Consider the following 14,362-nt stretch of genomic DNA (forward strand, 5'->3'; position numbering starts at 1 on the left):
GCAGCCTGAACCCCAGAACGCGAACGGGGCGGCCTCGGCCGCCCCGTTCGCGTTGTCGTCACTGCCTGGACAGTCAGAGGCGCTCCACGAGCCCCGCGATGGCCTGCTTCGCCTCGGTCAGCGCCGTCTCGCGGCGGGCGTCGCCCATGGCGAGCCCCTCGGCGAAGACCACATCCACCTCGGTGATGCCGATCAGCCCCAGCATGCCCTTGAGGTGTGGCGTCTGGCTGTCCATCTCGGTGCCGGCATACTGCCCGCCCCGGGCCGCCAGGATCACCGCGCGCTTGCCCTCGACCAGGCCCTGGGGGCCCTTCTCGGTGTAGCGGAAGGTCTCGCCGGCGCGCAGCACGCGGTCGAACCAGGCCTTGAGCTGGGAGGGCACGCCGAGGTTGTACATCGGCACCGCCAGCACCACGACGTCGTGGGCCCGCAGCTCGCGGATCAGGTCGTCGGAACGCGCGGCCAGGGCGCGCTGCTCATCCGAGCGCTCGTCCGCCGGCACCTGCCAGCTGGCGAGCTCCGGCTGGGTCAGGTGCGGCAGCTCGTCGGCCACCAGGTCGCGCACGGTAACCTGGAGGCCGTCGCGGGCGGCGGCCTCGCGCTGGAAGTGCTCGGCCAGGGCGTTGGACTGGCCGTGCTCGCCGAGGATCGACGAGGTGAGGATGAGGGCGCGGGTGGTCATGGCGAACTCCTGAGCGTCAGCGGGTGATGACGCTCATTCTACGTGCACCAAATGCAACGAAAAGCGCAAAGATCCGCCGATTCATTTCGATAAAATCGAAATGAATGCCCCACCCGAGCCCTCAGGGGGCGATGCCCTGGCCGCAGCCTCGGTAGACCTTGTCGTTGAGCGAGAGGGTCACCCGGGCCGGCCAGGGCCGGCCGCTCATGCTGTCGAAGCAGGCCTTCGCCTCCATGCGCAGGGTGAAGGGGCGCGCCGCCTGGCCGCTGGCCAGGATCACCCGCCCGGCGCCGTTGTCCAGGGTGGTCACCCGATAGGGCAGGGTCACCTCCCGGCGACCATAATCCAGGCTCAGGGTCAGCTCGGGCACGTCGTTGGCGAGTTCGACATACCAGCCCGGCTCGTTGCCCTGGCCGCGGAACATCACCCCGGGGTGCGCCTGGCGCGTCAGGGCATCGTGGGTGACGTCGACACGGCAGTCGAGCCGACCGCGCTGGCTCTCGACCAGCGCCTCGCGCCCCTTGTTCCAGAAGCTCAGGTCGCCCTGCTGGTAGCGGGCGCCGCTGGCCACCACGGCGGGGGCGAGGCGCGTGCCCCCCTGGGCGGACCAGAGCCGCAGCTCCTCCTCGGTCGCGGCGGTGACCAGGTCCTGGGCCGGCGTGCAGCGCCAGGCGGTCAGCTTGTCGGCCTGGCCGGGAAACAGCGTCGAGGGCAGCAGCGGCGCCTTGGGCGCGGCCTCGTCCTTTGCCTGATCCTCCGGCGCCGTGTCGTTCGCGGCCGGGGAGGCGGACGTCGGCTGGGGCGACGGCGCGCTCACGACGGTAATGCAGCCGGACAGCCCCAGGGCCATCAGCAGCGGCAGGGCGAGACGGAGGGAGGCAGAACGGGGCATGGCGGGGCTCCTTGGCGAACGATTCCTTGACGGGCGCTGACACGGCGTGCGCTTTCGTTACCGCCAGGATACCAGCCGCCGGACGGCTTGGCGCCGCCCGGCAAGAGACGGATCAGCCGTGACGCTGACGCAGCACCCGCGCCGCCTCCACCATGTTGGCGAGCGCCGGCTCCACCTCGGCCCAGCCGCGGGTCTTGAGACCGCAGTCCGGGTTCACCCAGAGCCGCTCGACCGGGATGCGCTCGGCGGCCTTGGCCATCAGCGCCACCATCCAGTCCACCTCGGGAATGTTCGGCGAGTGGATGTCGTAGACGCCGGGCCCGATGGCGTTGGGGTAGGCGAAGTCCTCGAAGGCGTCGAGCAGCTCCATGTCCGAGCGCGAGGTCTCGATGGTGATGACGTCGGCGTCCAGGGCCGCGATGGCGGCGATGATGTCGTTGAACTCCGCGTAGCACATGTGGGTGTGGATCTGCGTCTCGTCGCGCACCCCCGCCGAGGCCAGCCGGAAGCACGCCACGGCCCAGTCGAGGTAGCCCTGCCATTCGGCCTGGCGCAGCGGCAGTCCCTCGCGCAGCGCCGGCTCGTCGATCTGGATGGCGCGGATGCCCGCCGCCTCGAGGTCGAGCACCTCGTCGCGCAGCGCCAGGGCGATCTGCCGGCAGGTGGTCTCCCGGGACTGGTCGTCGCGCACGAAGGACCACTGCAGCATGGTGACGGGGCCGGTGAGCATGCCCTTCATCGGCCGCTCGGTGAGCGACTGGGCGTGCTCGCTCCAGCGCACCGTCATGGCCGCCGGACGCACCACGTCGCCGAACAGGATCGGCGGCTTGACGCAGCGCGTGCCGTAGCTCTGCACCCAGCCGAAGCGGGTGAAGGCGAAGCCGTCGAGCTGCTCGCCGAAATACTCGACCATGTCGTTGCGCTCCGGCTCGCCGTGCACCGGCATGTCGATGCCGAGCGCCTCCTGGCGCGCCACGGCCCCGGCGATCTCCTCGCGCATCCGCGTCTCGTAGGCCTCCCGGGAGAGCTCGCCGGCCTTGAAGGCGCGCCGCGCGGCGCGGATCTCGCCGGTCTGGGGGAAGGAGCCGATGGTGGTGGTGGGGAACAGCGGCAAGGCGAGGTGGCGCTGCTGGGCCAGGGCGCGCTCGGCGTAGGAGCGCCGGCGCCGGGTCTCGTCCTCGCCGACGCCGGCCAGCCGCTCGGCCACCTCGGGGCGATGCAGGCGCTCGGCCTCGCGGCGCGCCTCGAGGGCGCGGCTGGCCGCCTCCACGCGCTCGCGGTCGGCGGCGTCGGCGCGGCCGTCGAGCAGCCGGGCCAGGGTCGCGACCTCGTCGAGCTTCTGGCGGGCGAAGGCCAGCCAGCGCGTCAGCTCGGGATCCAGGTCGGTCTCCGCCGCGAGGTCCACCGGCACGTGCAGCAGCGAGCAGCTGGTGGCGATCCACAGCCGGTCGCCCAGGCGCATGCGGGCCACGGCCAGGCGCTCGCGCCACAGCGCCAGGTCGGCCCGCCAGACGTTGCGCCCGTCGATCGCCCCGACTGAGAGCACCTTGTGGGGCAGCAGGCGGTCGAGCACTGGCTCTAGCTCGTGGGGCGCGCGCACTGCATCGAGATGCAGGCCGGCCACCGGCAGGCTCACCGCCAGGGAGAGGTTGTCGCCGAGGCCGCCGAAGGGGCTGGCCAGCAGCAGCTTGACCGGGGCGGCCTGGAGGCGGTGATAGGCGCGCTCATAGGCCTGGCGCCAGGCGAGCGGGAGGTCCTGCACCAGCGCCGACTCGTCGAGCTGCACCCACTCGACGCCCTGCCCGCTCAGCCGTTCGAGGATCTGGGCGTAGACGTCGACCAGGCCGTCGAGCAGCGCGAGGCGATCGAAGTCCTCGGGCACGTCGCCGCGCCCCTTGCCGAGCCACAGCCAGGTCAGCGGGCCGGTCAGCGCCACCTTGACCGCGTGGCCGGTGCCGCGCGCCTCCGCCACCTGTTCGAACAGCCGGGTGCTGGCAAGCCGGAAACGCTGGCCGGGATGCAGCTCCGGGACCAGGTAGTGGTAGTTGGTATCGAAGAACTTGGTCATCTCGCAGGCCGCGGCCGGCACGCCGCCGGGGGCGCGGCCCCGGGCCATGCGAAAGGCGGTGTCGAGGTCCACCTCGCCGCGGGCCAGCTCCTCCTCGGCACCGAAGCGGGCCGGCACCGCCCCGACCATCGTCGAGACGTCGAGCACCTGGTCGTAGAAGGCGAAGTCGCCCACGGTCACGAGGTCCAGGCCGGCCTCGCGCTGGGCCGCCCAGTTCGCCAGGCGCAGCTCTCGCCCGGTGGCCTCCAGGGCCTCGCGGTCGAGGGTCCCCTGCCAGTAGGCCTCGGTGGCGCGCTTCAGTTCGCGGTCCGCCCCGATGCGCGGATAGCCGATGACATGAGCAACCGTCATGATAAGACTCTCTCTCCATGAATGATTCTGGAGAGTCTCGCTGGCCACCGGGGGTGAATCAAACTAAACTTGCTAATCTTAAAGATGAATCAGGCTCACCTAATGCTCGAACTTCGCCATCTGCGCACCCTGGTCGCCCTGCGCGATGCCGGCTCACTGGTGGAGGCGGCCGAACGCGTGCACCTGACCCAGTCGGCCCTCTCCCACCAGATCAAGGACCTGGAGGAGCGCCTGGGCAGTCCGCTGTTCCTGCGCAAGACCCGCCCGGTGGAGTTCACCCGCGCCGGCCTGCGGCTTTTGACCCTGGCCGAGCAGGTGCTGCCCCAGGTGCGCATGGCCGAGCGCGACCTGGCCCGGCTGGCCGGCAACGAGCAGGGACGGCTGCACATGGCCATCGAGTGCCACAGCTGCTTCCAGTGGCTGATGCCCACCGTCGACCACTTCCGCGACCACTGGCCGGAGGTGGAGATCGACATCCCCGGCGGCCACCACTTCGACCCGCTCCCGGCGCTGGCCCGCGAGCAACTCGACCTGGTGATCACCGCCGATCCCCAGCCGCTGCCGGGGGTGCACTACGAGCCGCTGTTCCGCTACGAGGGGCTGCTCGCCGTAGCGCGCCAGCATCCCCTGGCCGGCCGTCCCTTCGTGGTGCCCGAGGAGCTGGCCGAGGAGACTCTGATCACCTACCCGGTGGACCACACCATGCTGGACGTCTTCACCCAGTTCCTCGACCCCGCCGGCGTGCGCCCCCAGGAGGTCCGTACCGCCGAGCTCACCATCATGATGATGCAGCTGGTGGCCAGCGGTCGCGGCGTCTGTGCGCTGCCCAACTGGGCGCTGACCGAGTACCTGGAGCGCGACTACGTCAAGGCGGTGCCGCTGGGCGAGAAGGGGGTGTGGAGCACCCTGTTCGCGGCGATTCGCGAGGAGACCCGCGACGCCCCCTGGATGGAGGACTTCCTGCGCACCGCCCGGGAGACGTCGTTTGCGGTGCTGGAGGGGATCAAGCCGGCCTAGGCGCGCGGCGCGGCAGCAGCAGGGTGAAGCGCGCCCCGCCCAGCTCGGCGCTGGCGTCCACCGCCACGCTGCCCCGGTGCCAGGCCATGATCTTCTGCACGATGGAGAGCCCGAGGCCATAGCCCCCGGAGCGGCGGGTGCGGCTGTCGTCGAGGCGCGCGAAGGGCTTGAAGACCTCCGAGCGCTGCGCGGCGGGGATCCCCGGGCCGTCATCCTCGACGTCCACGCGCACCAGCCGCGGCTCGCCCTGGAGGCGGATCACCACCCGGCCGCGGGCGTGGCGACAGGCGTTGGCCACCAGGTTCTGCAGGGCACGCTGCAAATAGCGGGGCTCGGCCTGGACCTCCACCTCCGCCCCCTCGACCAGCTCGATCCGGATGCCGCCGTGCAGCGGGCGCAGGGCCTCGATGACGCGCTCGGCCATGGCGCGGCAGTCGACCAGCGAGGTCTCGAGCTCGCCGCCGTTGGCGGTCTCGCTGCCCAGCCGAGCATAGGTAAGGATCTCGTCGATCAGCTCGTCGAGCTCGCCGATATCGCCGTCGACGCCCTCGAGCTGGCGGCGGATCGCCGGATCGTCGGTCATGTCCTCGACCATCTGCACCGCGAAGCGGATCCGAGCCACCGGGGTGCGCAGCTCGTGGGAGACGGCGCGGATCATGTCCTGCTGGGCGCGCAGCAGCGACTGCACCTGGGCCGCCATGCCGTTGAAGGCCATCCCCAGCCGGCCCAGGAAGTCGCCGCTCTCGACCTTGACCCGAGTGTCCAGGCGCCCGCCGGCGATGCGCGTGGCGGCGAGCTCGAGGCGCGCCATGCGAGCCTCCACGCCGCGCACGATCAGGTAGATGATCGCCGCCAGCACACTGAGCAGCAGCATCAGCAGCGTCAGCTGCAGCGGCAGGGGCAGCGGCTCGAAGGCCTTCACGGGGCCGATGGCGAGCCAGCTCACCCGGACCCCGTCGCTGGGCAGCAGGCGATACATCGCCATGGAGAGACGCCCCGGGAGCAGGCGGATGACCACCTCGCCGTCCGCCAGGCGCACCAGCTGCCGGGTATCCAGCGCCTCCGGGGCCGTGGCGAGCAGCGCCAGGGGCACGGCGTCGCCGGCCATGCGCTCGAGATGGGCCTGGCGCTCGCCGGCGGGCACCCGGGCAAGCCACTCGGCGAAGAGCTCGGTCAGCCCGCGCAGCTGCTGCTCGCTGATGGTCGCCACGTCCACCTCGAGCAGCCGTCGCTGGTCGTCCAGCAGGTGCCAGAGCCGCCAGCTCTGATCCTGGCGGTGGAGCACTAGGACCCGGCCCGCGCGCAGGCGGGTGCGCGAGAAGTAGTTGAGGGTACGCGCCTCGACCGGCACCACCCGCAGGGTCATGTCGAGCTGCTCGGAGCGCTCCCGCAGCCACGCCTCGCGCTCTGCCTCGGGCAGCGACTCGACCCAGCGGCTCAGCACGCGCATGGGCGGCTCGACCAGCTGCTCGCGATAGTGCTCGCGGCGTACCTGGTCGACCAGGGCCAGCCCCAGCAGGGCCAGTCCGAAGGTCAGCAGCAGCGCCAGGGCGAGCAGCACATAGACGCGCAGGAAGGTGCTGTCGGCCAGCCTCCGCGGCATGGATCAGCCGTCCCTGACGAAGAGGTAGCCCTTGCTGCGCACCGTCTTGATGCGGTGCGGCTGGTTGGGGTCGTCGCCGATCTTGGGGCGAATGCGCGAGACGCGCACGTCGATGGAGCGGTCCTGGCCGTCGTAGCGAATGCCGCGCAGGCGATCGAAGATCTCTTCCCGGGTCAGCACCCGGCCGGCGTTGCTGGCCAGCAGCCACAGCAGGTCGAACTCGGCGCTGGTCAGGTCGATGCGCTCGCCGTCGAGCCAGGCCTCCCGCGTCGCATTGTCGATCACCAGGTCGCTGAAGGTCAGGCGCGCCTCCTCGCCGGCGGCCCCGGGCTCGGCGCGTCGCAGCAGGGCGCGCATGCGGGCCAGCAGCACCCGCGGCTGCACAGGCTTGGGCACATAGTCGTCGGCGCCCATCTCGAGGCCCAGCACCTGGTCCATGTCGTCGGTGCGGGCGGTGAGCATCATGATCGGGCCGGGGTACTCGCTGCGCACCCGGCGGCAGATCGACAGGCCATCCTCGCCGGGCAGCATCAGGTCGAGGATCACCAGGTCCGGCTGCAGGGAGAGGATCCGCTCGACGCCGCGGGCGCCGTCGGCCTCGACCGTGACCTGGAAGCCGTTGGCCTCCAGGTAGTCGCGGGTCAGCTCGGCCAATCGTTCGTCATCCTCGATGATCAGCACGTGATCCATTTCCTGGGCTTGCAAGCTGTCGTCCATCCTCTGTTCCATCCTGGCGCGCAGGTTAGCGGGGCGGGCTCCCGGGGCGGAGCCGATGCCTTTGCCTAGAAGGATACCCGAAAACCGGGGTCTCGCCTTCCCGTCGTCACCTGGCGACAGGAAGTGTCGCCAGGCCCAACCACGGGGCCTGGCGGATGGCGCGATTCTACCCCACGGAAGGCCACAGCCCATCCACAGGTTATCCACTTGATGAAGCCGAGAAAGCACACTATCTTGTGCCTCGATCCGGCACGAGCACTACATCATGTGCCACTAACAATCACACCCACAGCTGTCAACCGTCGCCCGTACGGCGGCCTTCACCACACGTTTCACCGAGTCAGGGACCCGGCGCCATGGATACCACTGTCACACCGGACGAGTCGTCCGTTTCCGTCACCGCACCCCAGGCCCTGCGCGTCATCAAGCGCAACGGCGACGTCATGCCCTTCGATGCCGACAAGATCGCCGTGGCCATGAGCAAGGCCTTCATCGCCGTGGAGGGCGACAACGCCGCCGCCTCCTCCCGGGTCCGCGACTTCGTCCGCCAGTCCACCGAGGCGATCGAGCACGCCTTCCTGCGGCGCATGCCCGACGGCGGCACCCTGCACATCGAGGACATCCAGGACCAGGTCGAGCTGGCACTGATGCGCGGCGGCGAGCAGAAGGTCGCTCGCGCCTACGTGCTCTACCGCGAGGAGCACGCCCGGGCCCGCGCCGCCGCCGGTGACGCCATCCAGAAGCCGCACCCGAGCCTCAACGTCACCCTGCCCGACGGCAGCACCCGGCCGCTGGACCTCGGCCGCATCGAGACCCTGGTCTATGAGGCCTGCTCGGACCTGCCCAACACCGAACCGCAGAAGATCGTCGACGACTCGGTGCGCAACCTCTACGACGGCGTCAGCGCCGACGGCGTCTCCCAGGCGCTGACCATGACCGCGCGCACCCTGGTCGAGAAGGACCCGAGCTACACCTACGTCACCGCCCGCCTGCTGCAGGACAACATCCGCCGCGAGGCGCTCTCCTTCCTGGGCGTGGCCGAGGAGGCCACCTACGGCGACATGGCCGAGCTCTACGCCCCGGCCTTCAAGGCCTACATCGCCAAGGGCATCGAGTTCGAGCAGCTCGACGAGGCGCTGGCCGACTTCGACCTGGAGCGCCTGGGCGCGGCGCTGGACCACACCCGCGACAACGCCTTCACCTACCTGGGCCTGCAGACCCTCTACGACCGCTACTTCATCCACCAGGACGAGGTGCGCTACGAGCTGCCCCAGGTGATGTTCATGCGCGTCGCCATGGGCCTGGCCCTCAACGAGGACGACCGCGAGGCGCGGGCCATCGAGTTCTACGAGCTGCTCTCCAGCTTCGACTACATGGCCTCCACGCCGACCCTGTTCAACGCCGGCACCCAGCGCAGCCAGCTCTCCAGCTGCTACCTGACCACCGTGCCCGACCACCTGGACGGCATCTACAGCGCCATCCGCGACAACGCCATGCTCTCCAAGTGGGCCGGGGGCCTCGGCAACGACTGGACGCCGGTGCGTGCCCTGGGCTCCTACATCAAGGGCACCAACGGCAAGTCCCAGGGCGTCGTGCCCTTCCTCAAGGTGGTCAACGATACCGCGGTGGCCGTCAACCAGGGCGGCAAGCGCAAGGGCGCCGTCTGCGCCTACCTCGAGAGCTGGCACCTCGACGTCGAGGAGTTCCTGGAGCTGCGCAAGAACACCGGCGACGACCGCCGCCGCACCCACGACATGAACACCGCCAACTGGGTGCCGGACCTGTTCATGAAGCGCGTCTTCGACGACGAGGAGTGGACGCTGTTCTCGCCGGCCACCTGCCCGGACCTCCACGACCTGTACGGCGCCGCCTTCGAGCAGCGCTATCAGGAGTACGAGGAGATGACCCGCAACGGCCAGCTCAAGCTCTTCAAGCGGGTCAAGGCCAAGGACCTGTGGCGCAAGATGCTCTCGATGCTGTTCGAGACCGGCCACCCCTGGATCACCTTCAAGGATCCGTGCAACCTGAGAAGCCCCCAGCAGCACGCCGGCGTGGTGCACAGCTCCAACCTGTGCACCGAGATCACTCTGAACACCTCGGTGGACGAGATCGCGGTGTGCAACCTGGGCTCGGTCAACCTGGCCCAGCACATGATCGACGGCGAGCTCGACGGCGAGAAGCTCAGGAAGACCGTGCGTACCGCGGTGCGGATGCTCGATAACGTCATCGACATCAACTACTACGCGGTGCCCCAGGCCAAGAACTCGAACCTCAAGCATCGCCCGGTGGGGCTCGGCATCATGGGCTTCCAGGACGCCCTCTACGCCCACGGCATCGCCTACGCTTCCGAAGACGCCGTCGAGTTTGCCGACCGTTCCATGGAGCTGGTCAGCTACCACGCCATCGAGGCCTCCTCGGACCTCGCCGCCGAGCGCGGCCGCTACGAGAGCTACGAGGGCTCGCTGTGGAGCCAGGGCGTGCTGCCCATCGACTCCATCGAGAAGCTGAAGGCCGAGCGCGGCGAGAAGTACATCGAGGTCGACACCTCCCAGACCCAGGACTGGGACCGCATCCGCGAGAAGCTCGCCGAGCAGGGCATGCGCAACTCCAATGTCATGGCCATCGCCCCGACCGCGACCATCTCCAACATCTGCGGCGTGTCGCAGTCGATCGAGCCGACCTATCAGAACCTGTTCGTGAAATCGAACCTCTCCGGCGAGTTCACGGTGGTCAACTCCTACATGGTCAACGACCTCAAGGCGCGCGGCCTGTGGGACGAGGTGATGATCAACGATCTCAAGTACTACGACGGCAGCGTGCAGCCCATCGACCGCGTGCCGGCCGATCTCAAGGCCCGCTACGCCACCGCCTTCGAGGTCGAGCCCAAGTGGCTGGTCGAGGCCGCCTCACGTCGCCAGAAGTGGATCGACCAGGCGCAGTCACTGAACCTCTACATCCAGGGCGTCTCCGGCAAGAAGCTCGACGTGACCTATCGGATGGCCTGGTTCCGTGGCCTCAAGACCACCTACTACCTGCGCGCCCTGGGCGCCACCTCGGTGGAGAAGTCCACCGTGGAGCGCGGCACCCTCAACGCGGTGAGCAACGCCGCCCCGGACGCCGCTCCGGCCCCGACGCCGAGCCCGCAGGCCCAGTCCGAGGCGCGCGGCGTCGAGGACTTCCTGTCCGGCAAGAGCGGCAGCGGCTCCCGCGCCCCCTCCGCCGGCGAGATCGACGAGCTGGGCTGCGAGGCCTGCCAGTAACGCCCCGGCGAGCGCGCCATTTCCCCCTTCAAGCCCGGAAGGCCCATGCGGCCTTCCGGCCCCACGACACATCGAGGATGACGACATGCTGAACTGGGACGAATTTCACGAAGACGACAGCGCGGTGGCCGAGCAGCCGGTCGCCGCCAAGCCCGCCCCGGCCGCCGCGCCCGAGCCCGCTCCCGCGCCGGACGAGGTGGCCGAGAGCGCCGGCGCCTACCGGGTGGCCGACGAGGACCGCCTGGCCCGTGCCAAGCGCTCGCTGGAGGAGCTCGACGTGGCCGCCGGCCTCGAGGAGCTCGAGATGGGCGCGGCGCGCATCGAGGTCGACGACAAGCAGATGATCAATGCGCGCGCCGACCTCAACCAGCTGGTGCCCTTCAAGTACGAGTGGGCCTGGCAGAAGTACCTGGACGGCAGCGCCAACCACTGGATGCCCCAGGAAGTGAACATGAACGCCGACATCGCCCTGTGGAAGAGCGCCGAAGGCCTCACCGCGGACGAGCGGCGCATCGTCGAGCGCAGCCTGGGCTACTTCTCCACCGCGGACTCGCTGGTCGCCAACAACCTGGTGCTGGCCCTCTACCGCCTGATCACCAACCCCGAGTGCCGCCAGTACCTGCTGCGCCAGGCCTTCGAGGAGGCGATCCACACCCACGCCTACCAGTACTGCGTGGAGTCGCTGGGCATGGACGAAGGCGAGGTCTTCAACATGTACCGCGAGGTGCCCTCCGTCGCCGCCAAGTCGGCCTGGAGCCTCAAGCACACCCAGTCGCTGGCGCGCCCGGACTTCCAGACCGGCACCCCGGAGACCGACCAGGAGCTGCTGCGCAACCTGATCGCCTTCTACTGCGTCACCGAGGGCATCTTCTTCTACTGCGGCTTCAGCCAGATCCTCTCCATGGGTCGCCGCAACAAGATGACCGGCGTCGCCGAGCAGTTCCAGTACATCCTGCGCGACGAGTCCATGCACCTGAACTTCGGCGTGGACATGATCAACCAGATCAAGATCGAGAACCCGCACCTGTGGACGGCCGAGTTCCAGGACGAGGTCACCCAGATGATCCTCGAGGGCACCGAGCTCGAGATCGCCTACGCCCGGGACACCATGCCCCGTGGCGTGCTGGGCATGAACGCGGCGATCATGGAGGAGTACCTCCACTTCATCTGCAACCGCCGCCTGGCCCAGATCGGCCTGAAGGAGCAGTTCCCCGGCGCGAAGAACCCCTTCCCGTGGATGAGCGAGATCATCGACCTGCGCAAGGAGAAGAACTTCTTCGAGACCCGCGTCACCGAGTACCAGGTGGGCGGCGCGCTGAGCTGGGATTGAGCCATCGATTGACCCCATAGGCGGCCGGGGCATAGCGCCGGCCATGCTGGAGGGAGGCCTCGTCATGATGGAGTTGCCGATCGCGACCCGCGCGACGCGTCCAACGGCCTGCCGCCACCCCAGATGATGACGCCCTGTCCGGCCACGCCGGGCGGGGCGTTTTTCATGGCCCGGAAACAGGCACTTCAATGGAGGTACACCCCATGCAGGTCACTCACTCCACCGCACGTCACGACGCCAGAGCCTGGCGGACCGCCCTGGATCGCGCCCTGAGCGCCCACGGCGGCGCCGACGTTCTGGCCCGCTACCCCCACCTCGCCAACGCCTTTCCCGCTCCCTCCTCTCCCCGGCAGCAGCCCCTGCTCGACTACCGGGAGCTCAAGGCCTGGGCCACCCGCCGCGGCTGGCAGGTACGCCCGGCACCGGAGCGGGCCGCCGGGGAGGAGCGGCACCATCCCCCGGTGCGCTTCATCCGCCGGCCAGGCGCTACCGCTCGGCACTCGCACTGACCCTGCTGAGGTCTTCCCCCACACCGCCTTCGGCGCGGGCCTCATGCCCGCGCCGAAGGCGGCAACAGGTTCGATATGGTGCAGAATCGTTCGCCTACCGGCTTCCCGGCGGCGCCTTTTCGTGGACATTCGTCCCAGCTTGGGGCAGCGTGAAGCGTCGGAGTCACATCAGCGAGAGGCGATTCACTGCATGAGCTCACCTTCCTGGCGCGAGGAAGTCCTGGCGCTGTCGCGGACCGTCCACCTGCACCTCGACCGCGAGGGGCACATCCTCGAGGCGACCGGCGATACCCGGGCCCTGCTCGGGGAGCCGCCCGAGGCCCTGCTCGGACGCCCGCTGGATGCCCTGCCGACCGCGCCCACGCATCAGGCCGCCCATCTGCTCGAGCAGCTCACCGCCCGCGACCCCGGCCCGCGCCAGACCCGGGCCCTGGAGACCGAGGCCTGCGGCGTCTTCCTGCTGGCCGACGGCAGCGTCGCCCTGCGGCTGACGGCCAGGTCCCCCGAGGAAAGCGGCGTGATCCAGCGCCTCGCCGACCGCCTGCCGGTGATGGTCGCCTACGTCGACCCGGCGGGCTGCTTTCGCCTCAACAACCAGGCCTACCTGGACTTCATCGGCCTCGACCGCGAGGCCCTCTACGGCCTGCCGGTCTCGTCGGTGCTCGACGCGGCCTCCTACGCCAAGGTGGCGCCGCGCTTCCGTCGCGCCCTAGCCGGGGAGGAGGTGAACTACGAGGACCGCCTGACGCTGGCCGACGGCCGCACCTGCTACTTCAAGGTGCACTACGTGCCCGATTTCCTCGACGCCGAGGTGGTCGGGTTCTACGCCATCATCCAGGACATCTCCGAGTACGCGAGCATGATCCAGCTGCTGCGCGACGTGCATACCGGCATCAACCGCACCGATATCGGCACCCGGGAGATCATCGAGCAGCTGCTGGACGACGCCCTGGCCTATCTCTCGCTGGAGATCGGCCTGATCAGCCGCATCGAGGAGGAGCGCTACACCGTCTGGTGGGCCGCCTCCCGCGGCCCGGAGATCGCGCCGGGCACCACCTTCCCGCTGGGCGACACCTACTGCCGGCTGATGCTCGACGAGGCGGACGTCTTCCATACCACCCAGGCGGGCGAGGATCCCCGCGTCAGCGGCCACCCCTGCTACCAGGCCTTCGGCCTGGAGTGCTACATCGGCATGCCGCTGCGCGTGAACGGCCGGGTCTGGGGCACCCTCAACTTCTCCAGCGCCGCCCCCCGCGGGCGCGCCTTCAGCGAGATCGAGGAGGAGCTGCTGCGGCTGATCGCCAACGCCGCGGAACGCGTCATCACCCACGAGGTCGAGCTCGAGCGGGTGCGCCGCGAACGCGACCAGATGGCCAACCAGGCGCTGACCGACCACCTCACCGGCCTGCCCAACCGCTCCGCCCTGGAGCACCGCATCGAAGAGCTGATGGAGAGGCGTGCCGCCGGCGGTCCGCCCTTCTCCCTGGCGGTGCTGGACATCGACCACTTCAAGGCGGTCAACGACACCCACGGCCACGACGTCGGCGACCGGGTGCTGTGCTGGCTCGGCGAGCGCATGGGCCAGTCTCTGCGCGAGGGCGACTTCGTGGCCCGCACCGGCGGCGAGGAGTTCGTGATCGTGATGCCGGGTGCCCGCCAGCGGGAGGCCCGGGAGATCGTCGAGCGCGTGCGCACCCACGTGAGGCGTGGACGGATGCCTCTCGCTGACGGCCAGCCCCTCGGCGTGACCGTCAGCGGCGGCATCGGCGAGCATCAGCCGGGCGAGCCCTACGCCGATCTCTTCCGCCGCGCCGACGCCGCCCTCTACGCCGCCAAGCGCGCCGGTCGCGACCGCACGCACCTCGCCGACTGCCCGGCCTGACCCCACGGCCGCCCGCTCGCGCGGGCGGGCGCCCACGACACCACGAGGAGC

Annotated in this window: 10 protein-coding genes; 5 read left to right on the forward strand and 5 right to left on the reverse strand. The window is 69.7% G+C overall.

Annotated elements, in window-relative coordinates; all coding sequences use genetic code 11:
• Positions 1-73: 73 nt before the first annotated feature.
• The 3 genes from FIU83_RS15385 to metE all read right to left on the reverse strand — a co-directional run bounded on the left by FIU83_RS15385 (position 74) and on the right by metE (position 3,993).
• Positions 74-682 carry an FMN-dependent NADH-azoreductase gene (locus FIU83_RS15385; RefSeq protein WP_152484860.1) on the reverse strand — a complete coding sequence of 203 codons (609 nt, stop codon included), beginning with the start codon at positions 680-682 and terminating at the stop codon, positions 74-76.
• A gap of 121 nt (positions 683-803) precedes the next feature.
• Positions 804-1,574 (reverse strand): COG3650 family protein, encoded by a 771-nt coding sequence (locus FIU83_RS15390; protein ID WP_152484861.1) that lies wholly within the window; start codon positions 1,572-1,574, stop codon positions 804-806.
• Between the two features lie 112 nt (positions 1,575-1,686).
• Positions 1,687-3,993, reverse strand: coding sequence for a 5-methyltetrahydropteroyltriglutamate--homocysteine S-methyltransferase (gene metE / locus FIU83_RS15395; protein ID WP_152484862.1), 2,307 nt, complete (start codon positions 3,991-3,993; stop codon positions 1,687-1,689).
• A gap of 102 nt (positions 3,994-4,095) precedes the next feature.
• On the opposite strand from metE, the gene FIU83_RS15400 reads away from it, so the two are divergent.
• On the forward strand, positions 4,096-5,010 hold the full coding sequence (locus FIU83_RS15400; protein ID WP_152484863.1) for a LysR family transcriptional regulator: 915 nt from the start codon (positions 4,096-4,098) through the stop codon (positions 5,008-5,010).
• Here FIU83_RS15400 and FIU83_RS15405 read toward each other — a convergent pair.
• Positions 4,997-6,613, reverse strand: a complete 1,617-nt coding sequence (locus FIU83_RS15405; protein ID WP_152484864.1) for an ATP-binding protein — start codon at positions 6,611-6,613, stop codon at positions 4,997-4,999. The genes FIU83_RS15400 and FIU83_RS15405 overlap by 14 nt on opposite strands.
• Positions 6,614-6,616: 3 nt before the next feature.
• Positions 6,617-7,330, reverse strand: a complete 714-nt coding sequence (locus FIU83_RS15410; RefSeq protein ID WP_152484865.1) for a winged helix-turn-helix domain-containing protein — start codon at positions 7,328-7,330, stop codon at positions 6,617-6,619.
• Between the two features lie 356 nt (positions 7,331-7,686).
• Here FIU83_RS15410 and FIU83_RS15415 point away from each other — a divergent pair, with 356 nt between their 5' ends.
• The 4 genes from FIU83_RS15415 (at position 7,687) to FIU83_RS15430 (ending at position 14,311) form a co-directional block, all read left to right on the forward strand.
• The gene (locus FIU83_RS15415; RefSeq protein ID WP_152484866.1) at positions 7,687-10,590 is read left to right on the forward strand and encodes a ribonucleoside-diphosphate reductase subunit alpha; all 2,904 of its coding nucleotides are present in this window, start codon (positions 7,687-7,689) and stop codon (positions 10,588-10,590) included.
• 85 nt (positions 10,591-10,675) lie between these two features.
• Positions 10,676-11,920: a ribonucleotide-diphosphate reductase subunit beta gene (locus tag FIU83_RS15420; RefSeq protein ID WP_152484867.1), complete on the forward strand. Its 1,245-nt coding sequence runs from the start codon at positions 10,676-10,678 to the stop codon at positions 11,918-11,920.
• A gap of 203 nt (positions 11,921-12,123) precedes the next feature.
• Positions 12,124-12,429 carry a hypothetical protein gene (locus tag FIU83_RS15425; RefSeq protein ID WP_253939498.1) on the forward strand — a complete coding sequence of 102 codons (306 nt, stop codon included), beginning with the start codon at positions 12,124-12,126 and terminating at the stop codon, positions 12,427-12,429.
• A 190-nt stretch (positions 12,430-12,619) separates the two neighbouring features.
• Positions 12,620-14,311, forward strand: coding sequence for a diguanylate cyclase (locus FIU83_RS15430; protein WP_152484869.1), 1,692 nt, complete (start codon positions 12,620-12,622; stop codon positions 14,309-14,311).
• Positions 14,312-14,362: the final 51 nt, after the last annotated feature.

The sequence above is a fragment of the Halomonas sp. THAF5a genome, assembly GCF_009363755.1.
Lineage (GTDB): Bacteria > Pseudomonadota > Gammaproteobacteria > Pseudomonadales > Halomonadaceae > Halomonas.